The 24,187-nt window shown below is 56.6% G+C and carries 24 protein-coding genes; 14 read left to right on the top strand and 10 right to left on the bottom strand.

What is annotated here, in order from left to right; translation table 11 throughout:
* Nucleotides 1-32: 32 nt before the first annotated feature.
* Complete coding sequence (locus tag F8R23_RS20560) at nt 33-1,613, bottom strand: L-lactate permease (protein WP_129937066.1); 1,581 nt, start codon at nt 1,611-1,613, stop codon at nt 33-35.
* Between the two features lie 335 nt (nt 1,614-1,948).
* The gene (locus tag F8R23_RS20555; protein ID WP_129937067.1) at nt 1,949-2,869 is read right to left on the bottom strand and encodes a LysR family transcriptional regulator; all 921 of its coding nucleotides are present in this window, start codon (nt 2,867-2,869) and stop codon (nt 1,949-1,951) included.
* A 153-nt stretch (nt 2,870-3,022) separates the two neighbouring features.
* Between F8R23_RS20555 and F8R23_RS20550 the strand changes: the two genes are divergently transcribed.
* The 3 genes from F8R23_RS20550 (at nt 3,023) to F8R23_RS24190 (ending at nt 5,372) form a co-directional block, all read left to right on the top strand.
* A complete protein-coding gene (locus F8R23_RS20550) occupies nt 3,023-4,675 on the top strand; it encodes a multidrug ABC transporter permease/ATP-binding protein (protein WP_129937850.1) in 1,653 nt (550 codons plus the stop codon).
* Nucleotides 4,676-5,074: 399 nt separating this feature from the next.
* Nucleotides 5,075-5,188, top strand: a complete 114-nt coding sequence (locus F8R23_RS20545; RefSeq protein ID WP_085118647.1) for a YmiA family putative membrane protein — start codon at nt 5,075-5,077, stop codon at nt 5,186-5,188.
* Nucleotides 5,189-5,198: 10 nt separating this feature from the next.
* The gene (locus F8R23_RS24190; protein WP_170287999.1) at nt 5,199-5,372 is read left to right on the top strand and encodes a hypothetical protein; all 174 of its coding nucleotides are present in this window, start codon (nt 5,199-5,201) and stop codon (nt 5,370-5,372) included.
* Here the strand turns inward: F8R23_RS24190 and F8R23_RS20540 are convergent.
* Nucleotides 5,362-6,582, bottom strand: a complete 1,221-nt coding sequence (locus F8R23_RS20540) for a CynX/NimT family MFS transporter (protein ID WP_129937069.1) — start codon at nt 6,580-6,582, stop codon at nt 5,362-5,364. The genes F8R23_RS24190 and F8R23_RS20540 overlap by 11 nt on opposite strands.
* 514 nt (nt 6,583-7,096) lie before the next feature.
* Between F8R23_RS20540 and agaR the strand changes: the two genes are divergently transcribed.
* From agaR to agaF, 6 genes are read left to right on the top strand one after another with little or no spacing between them, the layout of a single operon-like run.
* Nucleotides 7,097-7,870: a transcriptional repressor AgaR gene (gene agaR, locus F8R23_RS20535; protein ID WP_112347259.1), complete on the top strand. Its 774-nt coding sequence runs from the start codon at nt 7,097-7,099 to the stop codon at nt 7,868-7,870.
* Between the two features lie 23 nt (nt 7,871-7,893).
* On the top strand, nt 7,894-9,177 hold the full coding sequence (locus F8R23_RS20530; protein WP_112347258.1) for a D-tagatose-bisphosphate aldolase, class II, non-catalytic subunit: 1,284 nt from the start codon (nt 7,894-7,896) through the stop codon (nt 9,175-9,177).
* A gap of 1 nt (nt 9,178) precedes the next feature.
* Entirely contained in the window at nt 9,179-9,655 is a 477-nt protein-coding gene (gene agaV, locus F8R23_RS20525) for a PTS N-acetylgalactosamine transporter subunit IIB (RefSeq protein ID WP_085118642.1), read from the top strand.
* Nucleotides 9,656-9,669: 14 nt separating this feature from the next.
* A complete protein-coding gene (gene agaW, locus F8R23_RS20520; protein ID WP_085118640.1) occupies nt 9,670-10,449 on the top strand; it encodes a PTS N-acetylgalactosamine transporter subunit IIC in 780 nt (259 codons plus the stop codon).
* A complete protein-coding gene (locus tag F8R23_RS20515) occupies nt 10,439-11,332 on the top strand; it encodes a PTS system mannose/fructose/sorbose family transporter subunit IID (RefSeq protein WP_012146548.1) in 894 nt (297 codons plus the stop codon). The genes agaW and F8R23_RS20515 overlap by 11 nt, the downstream gene beginning before the upstream one ends.
* 10 nt (nt 11,333-11,342) lie before the next feature.
* A complete protein-coding gene (gene agaF / locus F8R23_RS20510; protein WP_112347257.1) occupies nt 11,343-11,777 on the top strand; it encodes a PTS galactosamine/N-acetylgalactosamine transporter subunit IIA in 435 nt (144 codons plus the stop codon).
* A 39-nt stretch (nt 11,778-11,816) separates the two neighbouring features.
* On the opposite strand, the gene F8R23_RS20505 is transcribed toward agaF, so the two are convergent.
* Nucleotides 11,817-13,553, bottom strand: a complete 1,737-nt coding sequence (locus F8R23_RS20505; protein ID WP_151415943.1) for an ABC transporter ATP-binding protein/permease — start codon at nt 13,551-13,553, stop codon at nt 11,817-11,819.
* 191 nt (nt 13,554-13,744) lie between these two features.
* On the opposite strand from F8R23_RS20505, the gene F8R23_RS20500 reads away from it, so the two are divergent.
* Nucleotides 13,745-14,452: a tetratricopeptide repeat protein gene (locus F8R23_RS20500; RefSeq protein WP_151415942.1), complete on the top strand. Its 708-nt coding sequence runs from the start codon at nt 13,745-13,747 to the stop codon at nt 14,450-14,452.
* A 48-nt stretch (nt 14,453-14,500) separates the two neighbouring features.
* Here F8R23_RS20500 and F8R23_RS20495 read toward each other — a convergent pair whose 3' ends face one another.
* Nucleotides 14,501-15,151 (bottom strand): DsbA family protein, encoded by a 651-nt coding sequence (locus F8R23_RS20495; protein ID WP_112347254.1) that lies wholly within the window; start codon nt 15,149-15,151, stop codon nt 14,501-14,503.
* Between the two features lie 76 nt (nt 15,152-15,227).
* Nucleotides 15,228-16,112, bottom strand: coding sequence for an MBL fold metallo-hydrolase (locus tag F8R23_RS20490; RefSeq protein ID WP_112347253.1), 885 nt, complete (start codon nt 16,110-16,112; stop codon nt 15,228-15,230).
* Nucleotides 16,113-16,221: 109 nt separating this feature from the next.
* Between F8R23_RS20490 and F8R23_RS20485 the strand changes: the two genes are divergently transcribed.
* Together F8R23_RS20485 and F8R23_RS20480 are read left to right on the top strand one after the other, a co-directional pair.
* Nucleotides 16,222-17,130 carry a LysR family transcriptional regulator gene (locus tag F8R23_RS20485; protein WP_129937073.1) on the top strand — a complete coding sequence of 303 codons (909 nt, stop codon included), beginning with the start codon at nt 16,222-16,224 and terminating at the stop codon, nt 17,128-17,130.
* Nucleotides 17,131-17,447: 317 nt separating this feature from the next.
* Nucleotides 17,448-18,602, top strand: a complete 1,155-nt coding sequence (locus tag F8R23_RS20480) for an MFS transporter (protein ID WP_151415941.1) — start codon at nt 17,448-17,450, stop codon at nt 18,600-18,602.
* Here F8R23_RS20480 and F8R23_RS20475 read toward each other — a convergent pair.
* Nucleotides 18,592-19,515, bottom strand: a complete 924-nt coding sequence (locus tag F8R23_RS20475) for a LysR family transcriptional regulator (protein WP_112347251.1) — start codon at nt 19,513-19,515, stop codon at nt 18,592-18,594. The two genes, F8R23_RS20480 and F8R23_RS20475, sit on opposite strands and share 11 nt — an antisense overlap.
* Nucleotides 19,516-19,647: 132 nt before the next feature.
* On the opposite strand from F8R23_RS20475, the gene lysA reads away from it, so the two are divergent.
* Nucleotides 19,648-20,910, top strand: coding sequence for a diaminopimelate decarboxylase (gene lysA, locus F8R23_RS20470; protein ID WP_129937074.1), 1,263 nt, complete (start codon nt 19,648-19,650; stop codon nt 20,908-20,910).
* Between the two features lie 33 nt (nt 20,911-20,943).
* On the opposite strand, the gene F8R23_RS20465 is transcribed toward lysA, so the two are convergent.
* A complete protein-coding gene (locus F8R23_RS20465; RefSeq protein ID WP_085118626.1) occupies nt 20,944-21,246 on the bottom strand; it encodes a helix-turn-helix domain-containing protein in 303 nt (100 codons plus the stop codon).
* A 190-nt stretch (nt 21,247-21,436) separates the two neighbouring features.
* The gene (locus tag F8R23_RS20460; protein ID WP_129937076.1) at nt 21,437-22,447 is read right to left on the bottom strand and encodes a LacI family DNA-binding transcriptional regulator; all 1,011 of its coding nucleotides are present in this window, start codon (nt 22,445-22,447) and stop codon (nt 21,437-21,439) included.
* A 149-nt stretch (nt 22,448-22,596) separates the two neighbouring features.
* Between F8R23_RS20460 and F8R23_RS20455 the strand changes: the two genes are divergently transcribed.
* Entirely contained in the window at nt 22,597-23,052 is a 456-nt protein-coding gene (locus tag F8R23_RS20455; RefSeq protein WP_129937077.1) for a GNAT family N-acetyltransferase, read from the top strand.
* On the opposite strand, the gene galR is transcribed toward F8R23_RS20455, so the two are convergent.
* The gene (gene galR, locus F8R23_RS20450) at nt 23,049-24,068 is read right to left on the bottom strand and encodes an HTH-type transcriptional regulator GalR (RefSeq protein ID WP_099063788.1); all 1,020 of its coding nucleotides are present in this window, start codon (nt 24,066-24,068) and stop codon (nt 23,049-23,051) included. The two genes, F8R23_RS20455 and galR, sit on opposite strands and share 4 nt — an antisense overlap.
* Nucleotides 24,069-24,187 lie beyond the last annotated feature (119 nt).

Below are 24,187 nucleotides of genomic sequence, written 5' to 3'. Positions count from 1 at the left end.
TTTTACCTTATTTCGATAACGTGCTTTTACGCTCAAAGAATCATGATCTGTGCCATCACAGCGGCGATCCCCCCGTACACCAGCATGGGCAATACGGTCTTTTTGATAATTTTGCCTTCGGCATTGCCGATCCCAAGAATTGAGCAGACGGCGATAATATTGTTCAGGCATATCATGTTACCCATTGCACCGCCAACGGACTGCAGTGCCAGAGTCAGGTTGACGTTTAGCCCGCTGCTTAGGGCGATCGAATGCTGAATGCCGCCGAAGGTCAGATTAGAAACGGTGTTGGAACCTGAAAAGAACGATCCCAGGGCCCCGAGGAAAGAGGAAAACAACAGCCAGCTTTCTCCGGTGAGCGAGGCCAGCGTTTTGCCAATGAGGATCACCGGCGCATTGTCACCGCCCAGCATCATCAGGTTGACCATTACCAAAGCGCCAAAGAGCGCGATAAAGGGTTTGGCCACGCGTCCGCCGGTCTCTGCGAACATCTGTTTTACCTGCCCGCAGTTCAGTCGGAACAGGGGAATACACAGTAAGACCACCAGCAGGAAAGGGATCAGAGCAGGTACATACAGCGTTTTGTAGCTGGCGGCGGCAGAAGTGCCTAATACCTGCTGCAATTCAACGATCAGGGCATCACTGACGTGTAACTCGCCCAGCCCGCTGAGTTTGCCCTGCCATAAAGGGGCAGTGCTGTTGAGTAAGGCCTTAATCCCCAATTGATGAATGCGCGTCACTATTAAAATAGCAATCAGCAGCAGGGTTGGGGTCATGGCTTTAATCACTTGAATGAAGGGCACGGGTTGAGGCGCGGTTTTGCCTTCGCAGCGGGACAGGCCTATGCCGGCACGCGCTAACAGAACCGACAGCATCAGGCCAATGGCGCCACCCACCAGTGCCGGGAATTCATAGTTAACCTGTGCCAGCAGCAGGTAAGGCACCGTGCAACTTAAGACGCTGAGTAAAATAAACGGCAGACTGAGGCGAATATCACGCCAGGAAACGATAAAGCGCAGCGCCAGTAGTGGGATAACAAATCCGGCGAAAAAGTGGATCAACGCTGTCTGACGGCCAATTTCCAGCAGGTTGGCGTCGGATAACCCCAAATTGGCAAACCCGAACCAGGTGGGGGTACCGACAGCGCCGAATGAGACGGGAACCGAGTTCATCACCAGCGTCAACAGAGCCACGCGCAGGGGGTTAAAACCCAGGCCGACCAGAATGGGCGCGGCAATGGCGGCTGGCGTGCCGAAGCCGCTGGCGCCTTCAATCATAAAGGCGAATGCCCAACCGATAATCATCAACTGAGCAACAGGATTGGGGCTGATATTTTCCAGCCAACGACGAACCACGTTTTCCGCACCGCTGATTTGCATCAGTTTATTCAGCAAAATCGCGCCGGCGATGATGGTTATCGGGGTGAAAACTGACACCAGTGCGGTAATGATATTGGCGTGCAGCAGCAGAGGCAGACTGTCGAACCAAAACATCTGTATGGCATACACGGCGGCGGCCGTTAAGGGCAGCGCGATATAAGAAGGAACACCGTTCTTTTTGGTCATCATCCAAATTAGCAAAATGATGGGCGCAATACTGAAAAATAGGGACATAAGAGCCTCAGCGTTATTATTGTTATTTGTGGAGGTATGTAGCCGAAAGGTTAATTACCGCAACATTTTCATTCTAATCACAACGCTGGCTGATGTTCTATTGTGCAATTTTCCCGTAGGGAAATGTGGGGCGGTAGAGTGACTCTGCGGAGCAATTTCTAATGGTCGGGGGTGTTTTTATTGTATTAAAAATCAAATAGATATAATTTTTTATTGTGTGATTAATGTGCTGGGTCACATTGATTACACAACAATTATCAATAGATTATCTTCAAAAACAGGGTAATTCCGGCGGCTCGCTGGCGAGCCCGCGCAGAATGATTAGGTGACCCACTTCAAAAATAATGGCTGATATTTTGGTAGGAAGTGATGATGTGTTCGATCAGCAGTCGGGTTTTTAACGGTAAATTGCGCGTGTAAGGATAGATCGCATAAATGCCTAATACCTTGCCACAGTGGCCGGCCAAAATTTCCACCAGCTTTCCATCCTGCAAATCCTCGTACACCATGCAGCGTGGCACCATGGCAATGCCATAACCGCCGATCACCGCCTTGCGGATCGCCCGGGCGTTATTGGCGGACAGGTTGCCATTGACCTGCAGTTCATAAATCTCGTTGCTGCCCGGCTGCTTCATCAGCCAGTTGTCGGTGCCACTCTCCTGATAGGTATAGGTCAGGCAGTTATGCCTGAGCAAGTCGTCGGCGGACTGCGGCTCAGAATATTGTTGCAGATAACCGGGCGAGCAAACGATCACCCAGCGGGAATTCAGGATCGGACGGGCAATCAGGCTGGAGTCCGGCAGGGTACCGGTGCGGATCGCCAGATCTATCCCTTCGTTAACCAGATCGACAAAGCGATTTTCCAACCGCATTTCAACCTTCAGGTTGGGATGATGAGCACAGAATTCCGCCACGCTTTCACTTAGCAACAATTCCCCCGAAATCGTTGGCACCGACATGCGGATCACGCCGGTCAGCTCATCGCTGTTTTCACTGATGACGTTCAGGGCCTCCTGTGTTTTTGCGCCGATTTCTTTGGCCTGACGGTACAGGCTTTGGCCATTTTCGGTCAGCGTCAGGCTACGGGTAGTACGGTACAGCAGGCGTGCACCGAGGGATTTCTCCAGACGGCCGATACGTTTGCTTACCACCGAACTGGTGATGCCGGCGGTTTCAGCGGCTTTGCTGAAAGAACCGCAATCAACAATCAGGGCGAACAGGATCAGGTCGTTGGCGTATTCATGTGTGGGCAACATCGATGGGGGTTTTCCTCGTCCCAGAGTAACAGCCAGTGTAAATCCTCAGGTTCAGGAATCAATCGCCGGCGACAATATGAGAATTGTTATTGATATCACTTTTTGGCCGCTTACAATGCCTGCCATCTCAAGATTTCAGGCTAAGGGTTCTTCATGGAGTTGCTACGGGTGGTTTACCACCAGTATCGCTGGCCGTTTCTGGCGGTCATGGCGCTGACCATGGCCAGTGCGGCGTTGGGCATAGGCATCATCGCCTTTATAAATTTGCGGCTGATGGCGGTGGCGGGCAATTCTCTGGCCGTGCTGCCGGAGTTCCTCGGGCTGCTGGCGTTGCTGATGGCGGTCACGCTCGGCTCACAGCTGGCGCTGACGACGCTCGGCCATCATTTTGTGTTCCGGCTGCGCGGCCAACTGGTGAAGCAGATCCTGGATACTCATATTGAACGGATAGAGCAACTGGGCAGCGCTTCGCTGTTGGCGAGCCTGGCCAGTGATATTCGCAATATCACCATTGCCTTTGTTCGCCTGCCGGAGCTGGTGCAAGGTGTGGTTCTGACCCTGGGCTCGGCAGCCTATCTGGGCTGGTTGTCGCCACAGATGCTGGCGGTGACTGCCGTTTGGGTGGCGGTGACGGTATTTGGCAGCGGGTGTCTGGTATCGCGTGTGTATCGTCATCTGACCAGCGTACGTGAGGCTGAAGAGCGCCTTTATGAACACTACCAATCGGCGATTGACGGCCGCAAAGAGCTGGCGCTGAACCGCGATCGTGCCAAAGCGCTGTATCAGCAGGCCTATCAGCCGGATGCCGAAGATTATCGGCACCATATTATCCGTGCCGATACATACCATCTCAGCGCGGTGAACTGGTCGAATATCATGATGTTGGGCGCAATTGGCCTGGTGTTCTATATGGCCAACAGCCTGGGCTGGGCCGATACCCCGGTCGCGGCAACCTATTCACTGACATTATTGTTCCTGCGAACCCCGCTGTTGCAGGCGGTGGGGGCGTTCCCGACGCTGATTGGTGCCGAGGTGGCCTTCGGCAAGGTCAAAGCCCTGCGGTTGGCCGATTATCAACCCGGGTTCCCCGCGGTGGCAGCCAAGGCCTGGCAAACCCTGGAACTGCGTGATGTGGTATTCCACTATGGTGCTACGGAGCAAAAAACCGGTTTCGCCGTCGGGCCGCTCAACCTGACGCTGCGCCGTGGCGAACTGGTATTTCTGATTGGTGGCAACGGTAGCGGTAAATCGACGCTGGCGATGTTGCTGACCGGGTTGTATCAGCCGGTCAGCGGGCAGATTTTGCTGGATGGTGTGCCACAAACTCCGATCGATATGTCTGACTACCGCCGTTTGTTCTCCGCCATTTTTACCGACTTTCACCCGTTTCATCATTTACAGGGGCCTGAGGGTGAACAGCCGGACGCCGAACTGGTGGAAAGCTGGCTTAACCGCTTGAACATGAAGAGCAAACTGCAGTTTGACGGCCTGCGGGTGACCAATCCACAGCTGTCGCAGGGGCAGCGCAAACGCCTGGCACTGCTGCTGGCGGTGGCTGAAAAACGGGATATTTTGCTGTTGGACGAATGGGCTGCGGATCAGGATCCACAATTTCGCCGAACCTTCTACCGTGAACTGCTACCGCAGTTACGTGCATTGGGTAAAACGGTGTTTGCCATCAGCCATGACGACCATTACTTCGAGCATGCCGATCGGCTACTGCAAATGCGCGATGGGCAGCTCAGTGAATTGACCGGCAGCGATCGTGAACGTGCCAGCAAGGATTCCGTTTCACAAATTGACTGAATCAGATCACTCGGGCTGCGTTAGCGGTCCGAGTGTTGCTTCGTAGTCGCACGATGCTATCCGCGACACCAGCATATCCATTCATTTCCACATCCCACTCAGCCTGATTCATTGTCAATTTCGCTTAAGAGAAGTCAATTAATTGATTTTTCGTTTATTTACCGGCGGTTTAATTTTGATCAATCCGCTTGTGACACACTGCTTCCTTATCCATTCATTGAGCCTGGATCCATCGCCAAAGACCTGATAAATCCTGATGTCTTTCAGCTGTATACCTGACTTTAGGTACACGGTTAGCAGAACTTTTATAAATATCTATAGGAATAAACTTCTTTATTGATCGTTTAAACAGATCAATAATCACATTTTGATTAGTTTAATCTATTGGTTGGGGCGGCTGTGATAAGCAAGGATGACGTGGATATCAAACGTAAAGCTTGGTTGTGCGTATTTATCGGCTGCGGAGTATTTTGGCTGGCCGTCGCCACCGTGATTTATTGGCTGTTTACTTAGGAACCTATTGATGGACAAGAAGCGCGTAAAGAAAATGGGGGGCGCCCGGGATGATAGCCCGGTCAAGATCCCCCCTTCCTGGCAGTTGACGCCCGAACAGCAGGATTTTATTAACGACCTCTGGCAGGACGACGCGGAAGAATATGCCGCAGAGCGACCCGCCCGCCCCACAGTTAACGAATAACCCGATTACGCCCGGCCAGGATGCCGAACAGCATTTGCAGCAGCGTCAGGGCCAAGAGAATGGCCAGCGGCAACCGCCAGCCCTGAGTCAGATCGTGTAGCAGACCGAACAGCGTGGGCCCCAGCGCCGCCAGCAAATAGCCTACCGATTGCGCCATACCCGACAGTTGCGTGGCCTGATGATGGTGGCTGCTGCGCAGACCAAAGAAGGACAGCGCCAACACCAAGGAACTTCCCGCCCCCAGCCCGGCAAAAATCAACCACACCAGCGAGTTGGCCGGCATCAACAGCAAACCGGCGACGCCGGTAAAAATCAGCAATGAACTGCACAATGCGATAGCCCGCTGATCGCGTGCGCGCGGCAGAATAAACACCATGACAAAGTTGGCGGCGATCGCCACCACCTGATAGATAAACAGCTCAAAACCCGCCTGTTGTGGCGAGGTGCCGTGGCTGGCGGCAAAGGCACTGAACCAGCCGATAATGGTGTAGAAGGTGATGGACTGTAAGCCCATAAATAAAGCCACCTGCCAACCGAGTGCACTACCCCAGGGAGAACGGGACGGCGCAGGTTGAAGCGCCGAGGTATCAGCCGTTGCCGAAGCCGCGGGACGGCGCAGTTGCGGCAGCCAGACCATCAGCGCCAACAGGGCTGGCAGGCTCCAGCACAGCAGGGAAAAACGCCAACCAAGATTGTTCAACGCCGCCAGTGGCACTGCCAGACCGGAGGCCGTGGCGGCCACCAGTGACATCACCGCCGCATAACCGGCAATCATGGCGGCGGCACGGCTTGGGAAGTCGCGTTTTACCAGCGTCGGCAATACTACGTTGGCAAATGCAATGGCAGCGCCAATCAATACCGTGCCCAGCCACAGCATGCTGGTTTGCGGCAGAGAACGCAGCACAATGCCACCAATCAACAGTAACAGCGCCATACCCAGCGTACGTTCAATACCCATACGTTTGGCCAGGCTGGGGGTCACTGGTGACAGCACGGCAAACAGGATCAGCGGCAGCGAGTTAAGCAGGCCGGCCGAGGTGGCAGACAGCGACAACTGCTGCTGGATCTGTTCCAGCAACGGGCCCACGCTGGTCAGTGCGGCGCGCAGATTGGCCGCAACCAGCATAATCCCGGTGATCAGTAACAGCGGGTGGCGTAAACGGCTGCGCTTGTTGGCGGCAGGCGTTGGGGATAAAGCGGATTGGGGCATCAGTTCCTCGCACCAGGGCATGCAGTCAATCAATACTGCACGGCATGATGCGTTGATTGACGTTAACGCTTACGTACCGGCAGGGGGCCGATATCTGCGCGCAAGTGTAGGGAAGAAGCCCTGATCTGACAAGAGGGCGATTAAGCGGAACCTGCCCCATTCAGGCGTCGGCGGCGGGATGCCGGAGAGGCATAATTGTTATTATGTGATCCCGATCACCTGATGAACTAAAAGTCAGCCGGCCGGGCCGCTGTGTTACCCCTTTCGTTTTCTGCTGCACTTCGGGCTCCTCAGCCCGGCAGCCGTGCGCGCGCTGAGATTTCATTTTGCCTTTCACTGCTTCTCAATATTTTCATTTCATTTCGATCCGAAAGGTTTTTAACCTCTTTTTCTGCTAAAACAGCGCTGTAACCCCGATCACAATTTCATTGCTTTCGCTTTGCTGTAATGCCAGCGCAGTAGAGCGAAAGCCATCTTCTCCCCGGCCCGGCCGGAAACCTGAGGACCGCAGCTCATGCCAGTGAATACCGCAAAGCGACGTGAACACATTATCGATCTGTTATGCGAGCACGGCAGCGTGCGCGTGGAGCAGCTCAGCAAACAGTTTGCAGTATCCACGGTGACGATCCGCAACGATCTGCGCTTTCTGGAACGAAAAGGGTGTGCGCTACGAGCCTATGGCGGCGCGATGCTCAATCAGCAATTCGCCTTCGATCGCCCATTGCATGACAAGGGGCGGTTAAACCGCGATGTGAAGTCGCAGATCGCCAGTGTAGCGGCCAGCTATGTGCGCGATGGTGATGCGCTGATCCTTGATTCCGGTTCCACCACCACCCAGATAGTGCCGTTCCTCAAAGGACGACGCGATCTGGTGGTGATGACCAATGCGCTGAACATTGCTTATGAGCTTTCAGGTAACGATGGGGCAGAGGTGATGGTGCTGGGGGGCAGCGTGCGCCGCAACTCCTACTCGCTCTACGGTCCGGCTGCCGAGCAGCAATTGCGCCAGTACCGCTTCGACAAACTGTTTTTGGGGGTCGACGGTTTCGATCTGGTTGCCGGTATCACCACGCCTCACCCCGGTGAGGCACACCTCAATCGCGTGATGTGCGAGGTGGCGCGCGAGATTATCGCCGTGGCGGATGCCAGCAAGTTTGGTCGCAAGAGCTTTTGCATGATTCGCGAAGCCGGACAAATTCATCGGCTGATTACCGACAGCCTTCTTCCGGACGATTACGAGCGGGCGTTAACCGAGATGGGCGTGGAGGTTGTCATCGCCGATCGGTAGTACGGCGCCTGCGTGGGGGATTCATGCAGCAGTTGTTACAGCTTGTTGAGCAGCACAAGGCCGGAAAACCGGTTGGGGTATTTTCCGTTTGTTCCGCTCACCCCTGGGTGCTGAAAGCGGCCCTGCGGCAGGCCAAAGCGCGCGGCACACCGGTGCTGGTTGAGGCCACCTCGAATCAGGTCAATCAGTTTGGCGGTTACACCGGCCAGACGGCGCAGCAGTTCCGCGATGCGCTGTGGCAACTGGCGGATGAAGTGGGGCTGGCGCGCGATCGTCTGTGGCTGGGAGGTGATCATCTCGGCCCCAATGCCTGGCAGGATCGACCGGCGGAAGAGGCGATGCAGCTGGCAGAAACGCTGATCGACGATTATGTCCGCGCCGGTTTTCGCAAAATTCACCTCGATTGCTCGATGTCCTGCGTCGGCGATCCCTTCCCGCTGAATGATGAAACCGTGGCCGTTCGCGCTGCGCGGCTGTGTGCCGTGGCGGAGCGCGCCTGGCAGGCAAGCGGCGGTGAGCCACCGGTGTATGTCATAGGTACCGAAGTGCCGGTACCGGGTGGTGCGCAGGAAGCGCTGGAAGGCATGCAGGTCACTACACCGCAGGCGGTACAGCAAACCCTTGAGGTGCATCGCTTGGCCTGGCAGCGGGCGGAGCTGGTTGATGCCTGGACGCGGACCATTGCGCTGGTGGTACAGCCGGGCGTGGAGTTTGATCATCACAGCGTGGAACACTATCAGCCGCAGCGGGCCCATGAACTGAGTCGTTTTATCGAACGGCAACCGGGAATGGTCTACGAAGCGCACTCAACGGATTACCAACCCCCACAGGCCTACCGGCAACTGGTGGGCGACCATTTCGCCATCCTGAAAGTCGGCCCGGCGCTGACCTTTGCCCTGCGTGAAGCCCTGTTTGCCCTGGATCATATCGAACGAGAATGGCTGGGTGAGCATCAGTCGGCACAGCTGTGTGCCACGCTGGAACAGGTGATGCGCGAGCAACCGCAGCAGTGGAGCCGCTATTACCACGGTAACCCGCATCAACAGTACCTTGATCGCCACTACAGCCTGAGTGACCGGGTGCGTTACTACTGGCCGCAGCCACAGGTCCAGCAGGCGGTAGAGTGCCTGATCGACAACCTGCGTTGTAATCCGGTGCCGCTGGCATTGCTAAGCCAATATTTGCCCGATCAGGCGCGTGCGATGAATGCCGGCGAACTGAGCGACGATCCGCAGGACTGGGTGATGCACAAGGTGACGCAGGTGCTCGATGATTATCACGCCGCCTGCTATCCGGAGGTGCATTGAAATGCCGAATATCTTGATGACCCGTATCGATAACCGACTGGTGCACGGCCAGGTCGGCGTCACCTGGACCAACACCCTGGGAGCCAATCTGGTGGTGGTTGCCAATGACGAAGCGGCAGCCGATCCGGTACAGCAAAACTTGATGGACATGGTGGTGGCGGAGGGGGTGCAGACGCGCTACTTCACGCTGCAGAAAACCATCGATGTGATCCACAAGGCGGCAGACCGACAGAAGATCTTTTTGGTGTGCAAAACGCCGCAGGATGTTTTGCGGCTGGTGCAGGGCGGGGTGCCGATCCGTTTCGTCAACGTCGGCAACATGCATTTTGCCGAGGGGAAGCGGCAGGTGCATAAAACGGTCTCGCTGGATGACGGTGACGTGGCTGCCTTTCGCGAGCTGGCGGCGCTGGGCGTCGAATGTGAGGTGCGCCGGGTGCCGGATGAAGCGGGTGAGGCGATCGGCAAACTGCTGTTTTGAGTTCGGGGGAAACCATGTTAACTGATGCGTTATTGATTGCACTGCTGGCCGGATTGGCGGGGGTCGACTTGTTCGACGGCCTGACCCACTTTCACCGTCCGGTAGTACTGGGGCCGCTGGTCGGCCTGATCCTGGGGGATGTCTACACCGGCCTGTTGGTGGGTGGCACGCTGGAACTGGTGTGGATGGGCATGGTGCCGCTGGCGGGGGCTCAGCCGCCGAACGTGGTGATTGGCGGGGTGATTGGTACGGCGTTTGCCATTCTGACCAAGGCCGATCCCAAGGTGGCGATTGGCGTGGCGGTACCGTTTTCGATTGCGGTACAGGGCTGTATCACGCTGCTGTTCACCCTGTTTTCACCGATGATGCACCGCTGCGATCGCATGGTGAAAGAGCTGAACTGGCGCGGTATCGAACGGGTGAACTATCTCGGTATTACCATCCTGTTCGCGTTCTATTTTGTGGTGGCGTTTCTGCCGATTTATTTCGGTGCCGACGCGGCCAGCGCCATGGTGCAAAAGGCCCCGGTCTGGCTGTTGGATGGCCTGGCCGTGGCGGGTGGCATGATGCCGGCGATTGGTTTCTCACTGCTGATGAAAGTGATGATGAAAAAAACCTACGTGGCCTACTTCATCCTCGGCTTTATTTCCGTCACCTTCCTGAAATTGCCGATCCTGGCCGTAGCGCTGGGTGCGCTGGCGATCGCCCTGATCGATTTCTTTAACAGTCAACGGGCCGGTGCGGACCCGCTCAAACAACCTGTACCCCAGGAGGATGCTGAAGATGGCATTTAATGATTCTGACGATCTGCTGGCGCAAAAAGCGGAAAAACGTATGGCGCAGGCACTGGCCACCAGTCAGGTGGAGCAGGACGACTACGTCGACAGCCAGCCCGCCGAGGCCTTGACCCGTGGTGATATTAATCGCATGGCCTGGCGCTCGTTGCTGCTGCAGGCGTCGTTCAACTATGAACGCATGCAGGCCGGCGGCTGGCTGTATCAGTTGATCCCAGCGTTGCGCAAGATCCACCGCAATCCGCAGGATCTTTCCAACTCGATGAAAATGCACATGGAGTTTATCAATGTGCATCCGTTTGACGTCACCTTCCTTTCCGGGTTGGTGCTGGCGATGGAGCAAAACAAAGAGAAGATCTCCACCATCCGTGCGGTCAAAGTGGCGCTGATGGGCCCGCTGGGGGGTATCGGCGATGCGCTGTTTTGGCTAACGCTGTTGCCGATCTGCGCCGGGATTGGTGCTTCGCTGGCGCTGGAGGGAAGCCTGTTCGGGCCGATCGTCTTCCTGCTGCTGTTTAACGTGTTTCACTTCGGTTTGCGCTTCGGGCTGGCTCACTATGGTTATCAGGCTGGTACCAGCGCGCTGGCACTGCTGAAAACCCATACCCGACGAATATCCCACGCCGCCTCGATTGTCGGTATGACGGTGATCGGCGCGCTGGTGGCCTCCTATGTACATCTTTCTACCCCGCTGGTGATGCATGCCGGTAAGGCCAGTGTGGCGCTACAGACCGACGTGCTGGACAAACTGATGCCCAACCTGTTGCCGCTGTGCTTTACGCTGCTGATTTTCTTCCTGATGAAGCGTGGCTTCTCACCGGTAAAACTGATTGGCGTGACGGTGGTGATTGGAGTGGTGGGCAAATTTATCGGTTTACTGTGAGGAAAGGCTTATGCCAGGCATTGTGATTACCGGCCACGGCGGTTTCGCCAGTGGGCTGTTGCAGGCGGTTGAACAGGTTGTGGGGCCGCAGCCGTACTGCGTTGCGGTTAATTTTCCCGAGCAGATGAGTACCGCAGAGTTAAAGGCCGCGCTGATCTCGGCGTTGGCCGAGGTAGCACAGCCGGACGGCGTGGTGTTTCTTACCGATATGCTCGGCGGCTCACCGTTTCGCTGTGCCAGCGAGTTGGCGGATGCGCAAGGGCATTGCGAGGTACTGACGGGCGTTAATATGCAATTGGTGGCGGAGATGATGCTGGAACGGGATGGGCTGAGCCTGGATGAATTCCGCGAACTGGCGCTGGCGTGTGGCAAGCGTGGGTTGACCAGCCTGTGGCACGAGAGACGCCGGGTAAAATGTGAGGACGTGCAGACGGACGGTATTTGAGGGAAAGTGGGCGCTGCCAGGGAAGCAGCGCCCGGTTGATCAACTGGCGACCGGCAGTGGGCTAAGTGCCATACGCGCCGGTTGATTCTCTTCTGTACGGCTAAAGCGCCAGCAGCTCTGGTGATATTTCGCCACGCTGTTGCGGTGCGCCACGCTGACCAGCGTCACCTGCGGCAGTTCATCCACCAACAGGCAGTACATCAGTTGCTCGGTTTCATCGTCCAGCGCGCTGGTGGCCTCGTCGAGGAACAAAATATCCGGACGGGTCAGAATAGCGCGGGCAAATGCCAGCCGCTGTTGTTCACCCGGCGACAGGCGGTGGCTCCAGTTGGCGCTGGTATCCAGCCAACGCTGCAGAGGCTTCAGACGGCAATTTTCCAGCACTTTCAGCAGTTGTTCATCGCTGTATCCTGCCGCGAGATGCGGATAACTGAGCGCCTCCCGTAATGTGCCAATCGGAATATAGCTGCGCTGCGGCAGGAATAAGCTGCTGCTGGCGGCATCCCGGCCGATGGCGCCGGAACCGTAGGGCCAGATACCGGCGATAGCACGCAGCAGCGTTGATTTGCCACAGCCGGACGGGCCAACGATCAGCACGCGATCGCCGCGTTTCAGCGTCATCGAGGTCGGTTCCAGCAAGCTTTGGCCGTCCGGCAATTGCAGGCTGAGGCGGTCGAGGATCACTGGCTGGTTGTTCTCCGACGGCAGTTGAATGCCTCGTTGCTGATGATGCACCTGATCCACGGCGGCGTTGAAACCGGCCAGACGGTTAACGCAGGCCTTCCAGGTCGCCAAATCGCTAAAGGCATCGATAAACCACGACAACGCCCCCTGCACCTGACCAAAGGCGGAGGCGATCTGCATCATGCCCCCCATCTGGATAGCGCCGGAAAAGTAGCGCGGTGCCGCCACCAGCAGCGGGAAGACAATGGCAAACTGGCTGTAAAAGTTGGAGGCAATGTTAAGCCGACGGGTGATACGCATGATCGACCCCCAGTTGGTCCGAATGCTGTCAAAACGATCGCCCAACTGTTGCGCTTCGCGGGGTTCACCGTGGTACAGCGCGATAGCATCGTTGTTTTCACGGATGCGGATCAGGCCAAAACGGAAGTTCGCCTCGTAGCGTTCCTGATTAAAACCGAGCTGCACCAGTGGTTTACCGACCCACCAAATCAACAGCGACCCCAGCACCGCATATAGCAGGGCGAACCACACCATGTAGCCGGGCAGGGTGACGGCATGCTGATGGATAACAAAGGTCATTGGCCCGCTGACGTGCCAGAGAATGGTGATAAACGAAAACAGCGTCACCAGGCTGGAGAGCAGCCCGAGTGACAGCGACAGCGTGTACTGGGTCAGCACGTTGAGATCTTCGGCAATACGCTGGTCCGGGTTATCGACGATCTGTTGCTGTTCGGTATGGTAATAGGCCTGATGAGCCAGCCATTTCCCCATAAACTTTTCGGTCATCCAGCGCCGCCAGCGCATTTGCAGACCCTGTGTCAGGTAAATTTTATACACCGCCAGCACGATGAAGATCAGCGCCAGGTAGGTAAAGCGCCACAGCTGCGCCTTGAACACCGGGTAGTTTTTGTTTTGCAGCGCGTCGTAGAACACCTGGTTCCACTGGTTGATCAGCACGCTGATGTAGACCAGCCCGAGCGACAGGGCGATGATGGCGATCAACATCGACCAGGCCCGCAGTTTTTCTTCTGAAACCCAGAAGGGCTTAATCAACTGCCAGACGGCGTGTTTGGGGGTGGGGCTTGTGTTCATGGGCTCTCGTTAATTCTGCATTTTTTTCAGCATGGGCCGGGGACAGGTAACAAACAAACCCTGACTGTAAGCAGTTTTAACGCGGCTAACCGTTTGAAATATTGTGGTTGGATCGTCAGAGGTGAAGCCAGGAGGGATGGCGGTTATACTGGCGCCGAAATTGGGCTTGTTTACTGCGGAAAGGATGAGTGATGAAGGCGTGGGTTCCCCTGCTGTTGGCCTATGGCGCGCTCGCCAGCAGCCAAGCGATGGCACAGATTGATGAGCCGGATATTGATGCCGATTGTCACAAGGTGGCGAGCTATGCCGAACTCGGGAAAAGTGCCTACCAGCGCGGTGATTACCCGCGAGCCGCCGATATTTTCCGCGATCAGGCCGCCTGGAGTGAGTTCTGCGGCCTGGAGCGTCAGGCGACCGCCACGGCCTATAACAATGTGGCGCTGGCGCTGATGCGTGCCGGTGAACTGCTTAAAGCGCGTGCCTATCTGGAACTGGCCCCGCAAGACAGTAAATCCCAGCATAACCTGAAGCTGTTGCAGCAGCGTTTGGCGAAACAGCCGCCGTTGAGCGGACCGGCTGGCGTCTACTGGCAGTACGCCGGGCGCGGTGTCTGGAGCGAAGTGGAGGTCAAGCCACAAAACGGCCGCTGGCTGATCCAATACTCTGGCTATTATATGCCGCAGATGGGGTTGTATTACGGGCCGAATATGGGCGAATTTGCCGCGGCGTTACCGATTGAACACGGCAAGGCGCTGTACCGTCAACGGGAGCCTGAGGACGCGATGGCCTGTGATGTGACGATGCAATTCACCGCGGATGCGTTGGAAATGCATACCCAGGGTGACTGCGGTTTTGGTTTTAACGTACGGGCAGAAGGGCGTTTCGTACGGATCGAATAATCAGCCCCGGACATTCAATTTCGTGAATACCGGGGACTGTCGCAGGCATTACGCCCAGGTGGCGGCACCGCTCAACAACTCTTTCCAGGCTTCAACATTACCCAGATAGTTGCCCGCCGGGATCTGGCGTAGCTGACCTTCGCTGTCTTCCAGTGCGAAGGTCGGGAAGCCCTGGCCCTGAACTTTGGCCAGCAGCGCCCGGCTTTGGGCGATGTGCTGCGCGGTCGGTGCACCGGCGTTAAAGCGCATCTCGGCGATGAACGGAGCAGAAGCCAGGCCCAGCTCTTTCGCCAGGGCTTCCAGCACCGGCGTATCGGCGATGCGTCGACCTTCCTGATAATGCGCTTCCTGAATGCGGTGCAGCATATCCAGCCCACGTCCCGCCAGCGCCTGAGCGGCCAGAATCGCGGTAATGGGCGGCTCAGAATCCATGATCGCCGTGGTATCACGCAGCAGTCCATTGAAATAGGCTTCACCAAAGGTCTGTCCGGTTAACTCCGCAATACGCTTGTCGTGCGGAATAACATAATTACGCCATTCGTCCGTGATTTGGCGGCGGTTATTGCCGGTCATCATGCCACCGGCGTGTAGGGCGATGTTCAGCCCTGGAATGGTTTTGGCCGCCTTCACCAGGGGGGCTGCGCCATAACACCAGCCACACAGCGGATCGAAAATGTAATGCAGAGTCGTGCCGGTCATAATAATTCCTCGTTATACCCGCCCCCTTTCAAGGGCGGGGTAGCAGTAACGCCTTAGCCTGTGGGTTTAGATGGACTTATTGCGGCCACTTCATTTCGCCTTTCAGCACCTTGGCGCTCAGTTCCAGGCTGGATTCATCTTTCAGGTTCGGGTAATGCTTTTTCATTGCCGCCACCAGTTCCGCAGAGTCTTTGGCTTTCGGCAGTTCAGCTTCCAGCGTGGTCAGGTAGTTCTGGGTAAAGGTGACGGATTTCAGCGTCTGGTCGGCACCCGGCAGGAAATGGCCTGGGACAACGACTTTCGGTTTCAATGCCTTGATGCCTTCCAGCGTTTGCTGCCAGTGTGCGCGTGATTCAACGGTCTGGTTATCGGCGACCCACGGATGGATATTGTCGCCCGCGACCGGAACACCGCCCACTACCGCTTTCAGCGCCGGGATCCACACGTAGGTGCGTTCCGGGGTTGGACCGGTCAGGCCTTTCACTTCGACTTTCTGGCCGTCAACGGTAAAGCTGTCACCCTGCAATGCCTGTGGGACCACCACAGCTTTCGGTGCGTTGTCTTTCAGAATTGGGCCCCAGTAGGCCACTTTGCCGTCTTTGGTGGCGTTGATTTCTTCGATGGTGCCTGGGGAAGCGATGATTTTCGCCTGTGGGAAGGCGGCTTTAATCACGTCCAGACCGAAGTAGAAATCCGGATCTGAATGGCTGATATAAACGGTGGTCAGCTTCTTGCCGGTCGCCTTGATCTTTTTCACCAGCTCTTCCGCGTCATTACGCTGGAACTGGGCGTCGATCAGTGCCACTTCGTGCTTGCCGCTGATGATTTCAGAGGACACCGGGAAAACGCTTTTCTCACCTGGGTTGTACACTTCCATGGTCAGAGTGTTAGCCGCAGTGGCGTAGGCGCTAAAGGTAGTGATGCCAGCGAAGGCCAGGGTCAGTAATGATTTGTTAAACATGGTCAGAGGTCCTTGGGTAACGATTAAATGTTGTATAGATGTTAGGTTGCATAAAGCGATAGAAAAACCGGATAATGAGCAATTATTCATTGCGTAAATCGGACGAATCATGGATCGCATTACCGCAGCTGAGGTTTTTATCACCATCGTTGACCGTGGCAGCATGATTGCGGCAGCGGAAACGTTGGAAATGTCACGAGCTATGGTGACGCGCTATTTGGCTCAGATGGAGCAATGGGCCGGTGCACGTTTACTGCATCGCACTACCCGTAAGCTTAGCCTGACTGACGCCGGTGAGCGCACGCTGGAGCGTTGTCGGCAGATGCTGGCGCTGGCGGGTGAGATTGATTTGGTTGAAGGGGAACAGAGCGATGAGCTGCGCGGTCTGTTGCGTATCACCTGCTCACAGTCCCTGGGCCAGACGGCGCTGGTGGGGGCGGTAGCCCAATACCTGAAGCGCCACCCGCAGGTCGCGGTGGATCTGCAAATGAATAATCGCACGGTGAATCTGGTCGAAGAGCGTATCGATTTGGCACTGCGAATTACCAACGAGCTGGATCCCAATTTGATCGCCCGGCCTTTATCCTCTTGTGCCTCGGTGGTCTGTGCCTCTCCGGCTTATCTGGCGGCGTACGGCACGCCGCGTCATCCGCAGGATCTGGCGTTACACAACTGCCTGACTTATTCCTACTTCGGTAAAAGCCTGTGGCATTTTGATCACCAGGGGGTGAAGTCGGCGGTCGCGGTCAGCGGCAACCTGAGTGCCAATGAGTCGGTGGTATTGATGGCGGGTACGGTGCAGGGGGCGGGTATTTCGATGCAACCTTACTATTCGGCGGCGCCGCTGCTGGCCAGTGGTGATCTGATTGAACTAATGCCGGAGTATCGGCCTCAATCGATGGGTATTTACGGCATTTATACTTCACGCCGACAGATGCCGGCGACCCTGAGAACCATGCTGGATTTTTTGGTGGAGTGGTTTGCCACCGATGCTAGTTGGCGGGCGACGCTGCGCTGATATCGTTAACACGGCAGTAATATTTTCACACATTTTTGATCGGTAGCGCATTCAAGCGGTTAGTCGGCTCATGGGGGCTTTTTGTGCGCTACTCTGGCTTTCTCACTGGTTAACTCGTGGGGCGAGGTGTAATTTCTGTAACGTGAAAAGAGTGAATAAGACTTAATAATTATAGGGTTAAATACATTTCCCTGGCTCTTGGAACACCCTCTCTGACCTTTTCCACGGGCAGCCTGTCAGGTTGCCCGATAATTTTGTGTGTTTTTACCGGCCTCGGGCGCCTGACGCCGGGGCTTTGTTAATTGGGAGCGTTACGCATGCCTGTTTCTCTGCTCGCACTGGCATTAAGTGCATTTGCTATCGGCACCACCGAGTTCGTTATTATGGGGTTGCTGCCTGAGGTCGCCAGAGACCTGCAGGTTTCTATTCCTTCTGCCGGCTGGTTGATCAGTGGCTATGCGCTTGGCGTGGCTATCGGCGCACCAATCATGGCGCTGTTGACGGCGAAGCTACCGCGTAAAAAGACCCTGTTACTGCTGATGGTGATTTTCATCTTCGGTAATATTATGTGCGCCCTGGGTTACAGCTACGACTTCCTGATGCTGGCGCGCATTATCACTGCCCTGTGTCACGGTGCGTTCTTTGGTATTGGCGCGGTGGTGGCGGCCAACCTGGTTCCGGCAAACCGCCGGGCCTCTGCCGTGGCGCTGATGTTTACCGGCCTGACGCTGGCTAACGTGCTTGGGGTGCCGCTCGGTACCGCGCTGGGGCAGGCACTGGGTTGGCGCTCGACGTTCTGGGCCGTGGCGGTGATCGGTGTGTTCTCTCTGTTGGCGCTGTATAGCAAGCTGCCAACGGTGAAGGACGAGGCACCGACCGACCTGAAAAAAGAACTGGCGGCGCTGCGTGGCGCTGGCATCTGGCTTTCGCTGCTGATGACCGTGGCCTTTGCCGCATCGATGTTCGCGCTGTTTACCTACATTGCGCCATTGCTGACCGAAGTGACCGGCGTTTCATCGCATGGGGTGAGCTGGACGCTGTTGCTGATGGGGGTGGGTCTGACGCTGGGGAATATCCTGGGCGGCCGTCTGGCAGACTGGCGTTTGCCGCTGACACTGACCTGTACCTACCTGGTGATCGCCTGTTTCGCTGCGCTGTTCAGTTGGACCAGCCATTCGATGGTCCCGGCAGAGATCACCCTGTTCCTATGGGCCGCCGCCGCGTTTGCCGCCGTACCGGCGCTGCAGATCAACGTGGTCACCTACGGTAAAAAAGCCCCCAACCTGGTCTCTACGCTGAACATTGCCGCGTTCAACGTTGGTAATGCCATCGGTGCTTGGGTCGGCGGTGTGGTGATTGCGCAGGGGCTGGGCTTGACCAGCGTACCGCTGGCCGCTGCAGGGATTGCGCTGCTGGGGCTGCTGCTCTGCATGGTAACCTTCAGCCGCGCCAAGCGCCCGGCTAGCGTGTAATTACCGCAGCCAGGCGGGCGGGGAGTGTCTCCGCTTGCTGTTGCAAATGCTGAGTAAAGGCCGTGACCAGCGCCGACGATGGGCGGTGCAGCGGCCGGATCAGACTGACGGTAAAGGGTACTTCAACGCTGAATGGCCGCACGTGCAGGCCATCACTGGCGTAATCGAGCGCCGTCAGCGGGTTAACGATCGACACGCCCACCCCTGCTTTAACCATGGCGCAGACCGACGCGGCGCTGTGGGTTTCCATCACCAGACGGCGGTTAACGCCTTCCTCACTGAACAGCGAATCCAGCAACTGACGATAGCTGTCGGTATTCGACAGGCTGATAAAGTTTTGCCCGGCAAAATCCTGCGGCGTCAGTACCGTTTTTGCCAGCAAGGGGTGCCCGGCCGGTAGCACGCAGACCTCGTTCAAGGTCATCAGCGTCATGCGTTCGGTTCCCGCCGGGGTCAGAGTATTTTCCGTCAGCCCCAAGTCGTGACGCTGTGCCGACAACCACTCCTCCAGCAGCGGTGATTCCTGCGGTATTACGCTGAAACTCACTTCGGGATAACGATCGATAAAGGGTTTGCACACGGCGGGGAGTAGTGATTGTGAGAACACCGGCAGGCAGGCAATCGACAGCTGCGCCTGCTGGAACTGGCGGATACCGGCGGCGGCATTGACGATGCGATCCAGACCGTAATAGGAGCGTTGCACCTCCTCTAACAGCCGCAGGCCTTGCACCGTCGGAGATAACCGGCCGCGCACCCGTTCGAACAATTGCAGTTGGATCAGCTTTTCGAAGCGCGCCAGTTCACGGCTGACGGTGGGTTGCGAGGTTTGCAGCAGCGCAGCGGCCTCGGTCAGATTGCCGGTGGTCATCACCGCATAGAAGATTTCAATCTGGCGCAGGGTTATCGCGTGCATCGGCAGTGTCCATAATGAGCAAAGCCATATCATAGATGAATAGACTCTGGCTAAATAGATATTTTCCACCCAAGAAAGAGTGCGGCAATATTGGGGTATTACAGCAATTACAATTGATTTGGGGATATCACCATGCCACGTGCTTTACACGATACGACGACTGCCCTTAATGCCGCTAACCTGTTGGCCTTGCCTCAGCGTTTTGGTTGCCCGGTATGGGCCTATGACGCCGCTATCATTAGCGAGCGCATCAGCCAACTGCGTCATTTTGATGTGATCCGTTTTGCCCAAAAGGCCTGTTCGAATATTCATATTCTGCGCCTGATGCGTGAGCAGGGCGTCAAGGTGGATTCGGTGTCGTTGGGGGAGGTTGAACGTGCATTGCAGGCCGGTTTTCAGCCGGGTGGTGAGCCAAGCGAAATCGTATTTACCGCCGACGTATTGGATCATGCAACGCTGGCGCGCGTCAGTGAATTGAAAATCCCGGTCAACGTCGGTTCGATCGACATGCTGGAGCAACTGGGCCAGGTTTCTGCCGGGCACCCGGTGTGGCTACGCATTAACCCGGGCTTCGGCCACGGTCACAGCCAGAAAACCAACACCGGCGGTGAGAACAGCAAGCACGGTATTTGGTATGCCGATTTGCCGCAGGCAGTGGAAAAAATTCAGCAGTACGGCCTGAAATTGATCGGGGTGCATATGCATATCGGTTCGGGGGTGGATTACCAGCATCTGGAGCGCGTGTGCGATGCCATGGTGCAGCAGGTGATCGACCTGGGTCAGGATATCAGCGCTATCTCCGCCGGTGGCGGCCTGTCGATCCCGTATCAGTACGGCGAAGAGGCGATTGATACCGAACACTATTTTGGCCTGTGGAACAGCGCGCGCGAGCGTATTGCCGCCCATCTGGGTCATCCGGTGAGTCTGGAAATTGAACCAGGGCGCTTCCTGATGGCGGAAGCCGGGGTGCTGGTGGCAGAGGTGCGCGCGGTAAAAGACATGGGCAGCCGCCACTTTGTGCTGGTGGACGCCGGTTTTAACGATTTGATGCGTCCGGCGATGTATGGCAGTTACCACCATATTTCCCTGCTGCCGGCCGATGGCCGCGATAGCGCCAACCAGCCGCTGCGCGATACCGTGATTGCCGGGCCGCTGTGTGAGTCCGGTGACGTCTTTACCCAGCAGGCCGGTGGCGGTATTGAAACCCGCGAACTGCCGCCGGTGCAGGTCGGCGATTATCTGGTGTTCCATGACACCGGCGCTTATGGCGCATCGATGTCTTCGAACTACAACAGCCGCCCGCTGCTGCCGGAAGTGCTGTTTGAGAACGGCGAACCTCGTTTGATCCGTCGCCGCCAAACCATTGAAGAGCTGATTGCGTTGGAACTGATCTGAGTGCTTCGGGCGCAGTTTAAAACTGCGCCCGTCTCACAACGTCATCCGTCGATGCTGACCGTTGGGCAGTTGGACCTCCAGCGAGAGTGTGCCGCCCATGGCTTCGATGTAGCGCTTCAGTGACGAGAGTTTAATTTCGCTACCCCGTTTTTCCAGATTGGCGACCGAAGGCTGGCTGATGCCCAGTCGTTTCGCCAGTTCCACCTGGGACACCGCCAGTTCTTCCCGCAGCATTGCCAGCCGCAATTCAAAAATTTCTTTGTCCGCTTTCTGCCTCGCCGCTTCAACCACGGCGGGATCAAGCTTTTCGATTAGGTTTGCTAAAGGCTTAGCCATATGCGTTACCTCTGGGTTGCCAAATAAAAATCAGTTGTCGAATCGCTCGACGGCTGCACTCAAATATAGCTTTTATGCTATATAGTGTAAAGGCTATTATTGTGACAATATGCGACTAAGTGGCAGGCAAGGGAAATCGCAGTGGGGGAAATGCGGCGCGGCGCGCAATCAGCGCCAGCGCCCGAAGGGATCAGTTGGCGTAGGGGCCGGGTATCACGGATTCACGCAGCCGTAGTTCACCGGTGAAAGGAGGGAGTGGCTGTATATTCTCTCCTTTAATCAGGCGGAAAGCCTGGCTGATGGCGGCTTCGATCATCACGTCGATCGGCAGATAAACTGTGGACAGCGCAGGTTGCAAATAGGCGGCGCTGGGCTCGTCGTCAAAGCCAAACAGGGAGACATCCTGCGGTAGGCGTTTGCCTGCATCGTGCAGCGCCTTCATGGCGCCGACCGCCATGTCGTCGTTGCAGGCGAACAGTGCGCTAAAGCCGCTATCCCTGGCCAGTAAACTGCGGGCACCCTGATAGCCGCTTTGCACGCTGCTGTCGCCATAGGCTACACGGGCGTGGTCGAAGGCAATCTCATGATGATCAAGCGCCTGCTGATAACCCGCCAACCGCGCCTGAGCGGTGGGCGTGGCGATCGGCCCCGTAATACAGGCGATCTCGCGGTGCCCTTGCCGGATCAGATAATCCACCGCGTGGAAGGCGGCCCTCTGCTGTTCGAAGAACACGCAGCGCTCGCGTGCCTGTGGCAGATCGCGGTTGATCACCATGATCGGCACCGGCAGGCTTCCCAGCAAGTTCATCAGCGCAGATTCGGACATAAATCGGGTATACAGAATGATGGCGTCACAACGGCGATCGGCCAGCAGTCGCACTGCCTGTAGCTCGTCTTCCGGCGTGTCGTGGCCGTCGGTGACAATCAGATGCTTGCCGCTGGCTTCGATCAGCTTGGCGGCTTTACGCAGCAGACGGCCGAAGTAGGGGCCGTCGAAGTTGGAGACTACCAGTCCAATGCTGTTGGAGCTTTTATTCGCCAGCGATTGGGCGAGGAAATTCGGGCGGTAACCCAGGTCGTCCATCGCTTTGAACACCGCGTCGCGGGTGCTTTTTTTCACCTGGCCGGTGCCATTTAACACGCGTGAGACCGTGGCCTTAGAGACCCCAGCGCGAATGGAAACATCCAACATGGTGATCATCAATGGCTTACCCCTTTCAACATCCGCTGTGGCAAATAATGCTCAGTCTAGCATAGGGTTAGCCCTTGGCTGCGTGGCTTTTTGTCGCCGGGATTGCGTTGTCTGCAAACGCCCGTAGACTGATCTTGGGCAACGGGAAAGGGGGGGAGATGATTAACATTGTGCTTCTGGCGGATTATCCACAGTACCGACAGCAGGTGATCGACTGGCAGTGGCGGGCCTTTGGTAGCGAAAGCAGCCGGGAATTTTTCGCCAGCGTGGTAGACAGTGGGCTGCGTGGGGCGGATTTGCCCATCACTTTTATTGCTCTGCTGGGAGACAAACTGGTCGGCACCGTGGGCCTGTGGCGCTGCGATTTGATCAGCCGCCAGGATCTGACGCCCTGGCTGGCGGCGCTGTATGTCGATGAAAGCCAACGCGGTAGCGGGCTGGGTTTACGGCTGCAGCAGCATGTGCAGGACTACAGCCGGGGCGCCGGCTTCAGCGAGCTGTATCTCTACAGTGACTTCAGCGGCTATTACGAACGTCACGGCTGGCATTACATCGGCGACGCGCTGGATTACCCCGACCGCCCGGTGCGAGTCTATCACCGGGAACTGGACTAGTTCTGCTCGTAAACGTTATTGATGCTGGCCACCGAATGGCGGCGTACCAGGGTCGGGCTGAACATATTGGTGATCTCCGGCAATGGCTGGTTGTTGGCCAGCGCCAATGCCAGTTCGGCTGCCTGGGTCGCCATCGCCACTACCGGATAACGAATAGTGGTCAGGCGTGGCCGCAGGTAGCGTGAAATCAGCACGTCATCAAAACCAATCAACGACATCTGGCCAGGAACATCGACACTGTTGTCGCTCAGCACCGACAGCGCCCCGGCGGCCATTGAGTCGTTATAGCAGGTCACTGCAGTAAAGTTTTTGCCGCGCCCGAGCAGTTCGGTCATCGCTTGTTCACCGCCGATTTCGTCCGGTTCGCCGTAGGCGATCAGCTTTTCATCCACCGCAATGCCATGCTCCTGCAATGCATCGAGATAGCCCTGCAGGCGGTCTGCGGCGTCGGAAATCTGGTGGGTGGAGCAGACGATGGCAATGCGCTGGTGCCCCTGTTGGATCAGATGGCGGGTCGCCAGCCAGGCACCGTAACGGTCGTCCAGCGCCACGCAGCGTGATTCAAAGCCCGGCAGCGTGCGGTTAATCAGCACCATCCCCGGGATTTGCTGCATCCAGCCACTTAACTCACGGTCGGTCAGCTTTTTGGCATGAACCACCAACGCCGCACAACGGTGGCGCACCAGTTGTTCAATTGCCTGACGCTCTTTTTCCGCCTCATGGTAACCGTTGCCAATCAGCAAGAAGTTATGGGTGGCGTAGGCCACCTGTTCGACCGCTTTGACCATGGCGCCAAAAAAAGGGTCGGACACGTCGGAGACGATCAGCCCTAGCGTTTCGGTTGATTGCTGCGCCAGCGCGCGGGCGTTAGCGTTTGGGTGGTACTGCAGTTGTTCCATCGCGGCCTGCACCGCAGTGCGTGAGCCTTCGCTGGCCTTCGGGGAATTGTTTATTACGCGGGATACCGTGGCCACGGAAACACCCGCCAGCCTGGCAACATCCTTTATGGTAGCCATATCTGTCATACATCCTGGGTAATCGCTTACATTCCTCAGTCTTGCGGAAAAAGCCCGGGGCTGCAAGCACTGGCGATCGCAACTTGTGGCGGCTGTTGCAGATATGGGCGATTTATCGT

This window comes from Serratia proteamaculans (assembly GCF_008830365.1).
GTDB classification, from domain to species: Bacteria; Pseudomonadota; Gammaproteobacteria; order Enterobacterales; family Enterobacteriaceae; genus Serratia; species Serratia proteamaculans.
This window is presented reverse-complemented; position numbering and strand designations above follow the sequence as displayed.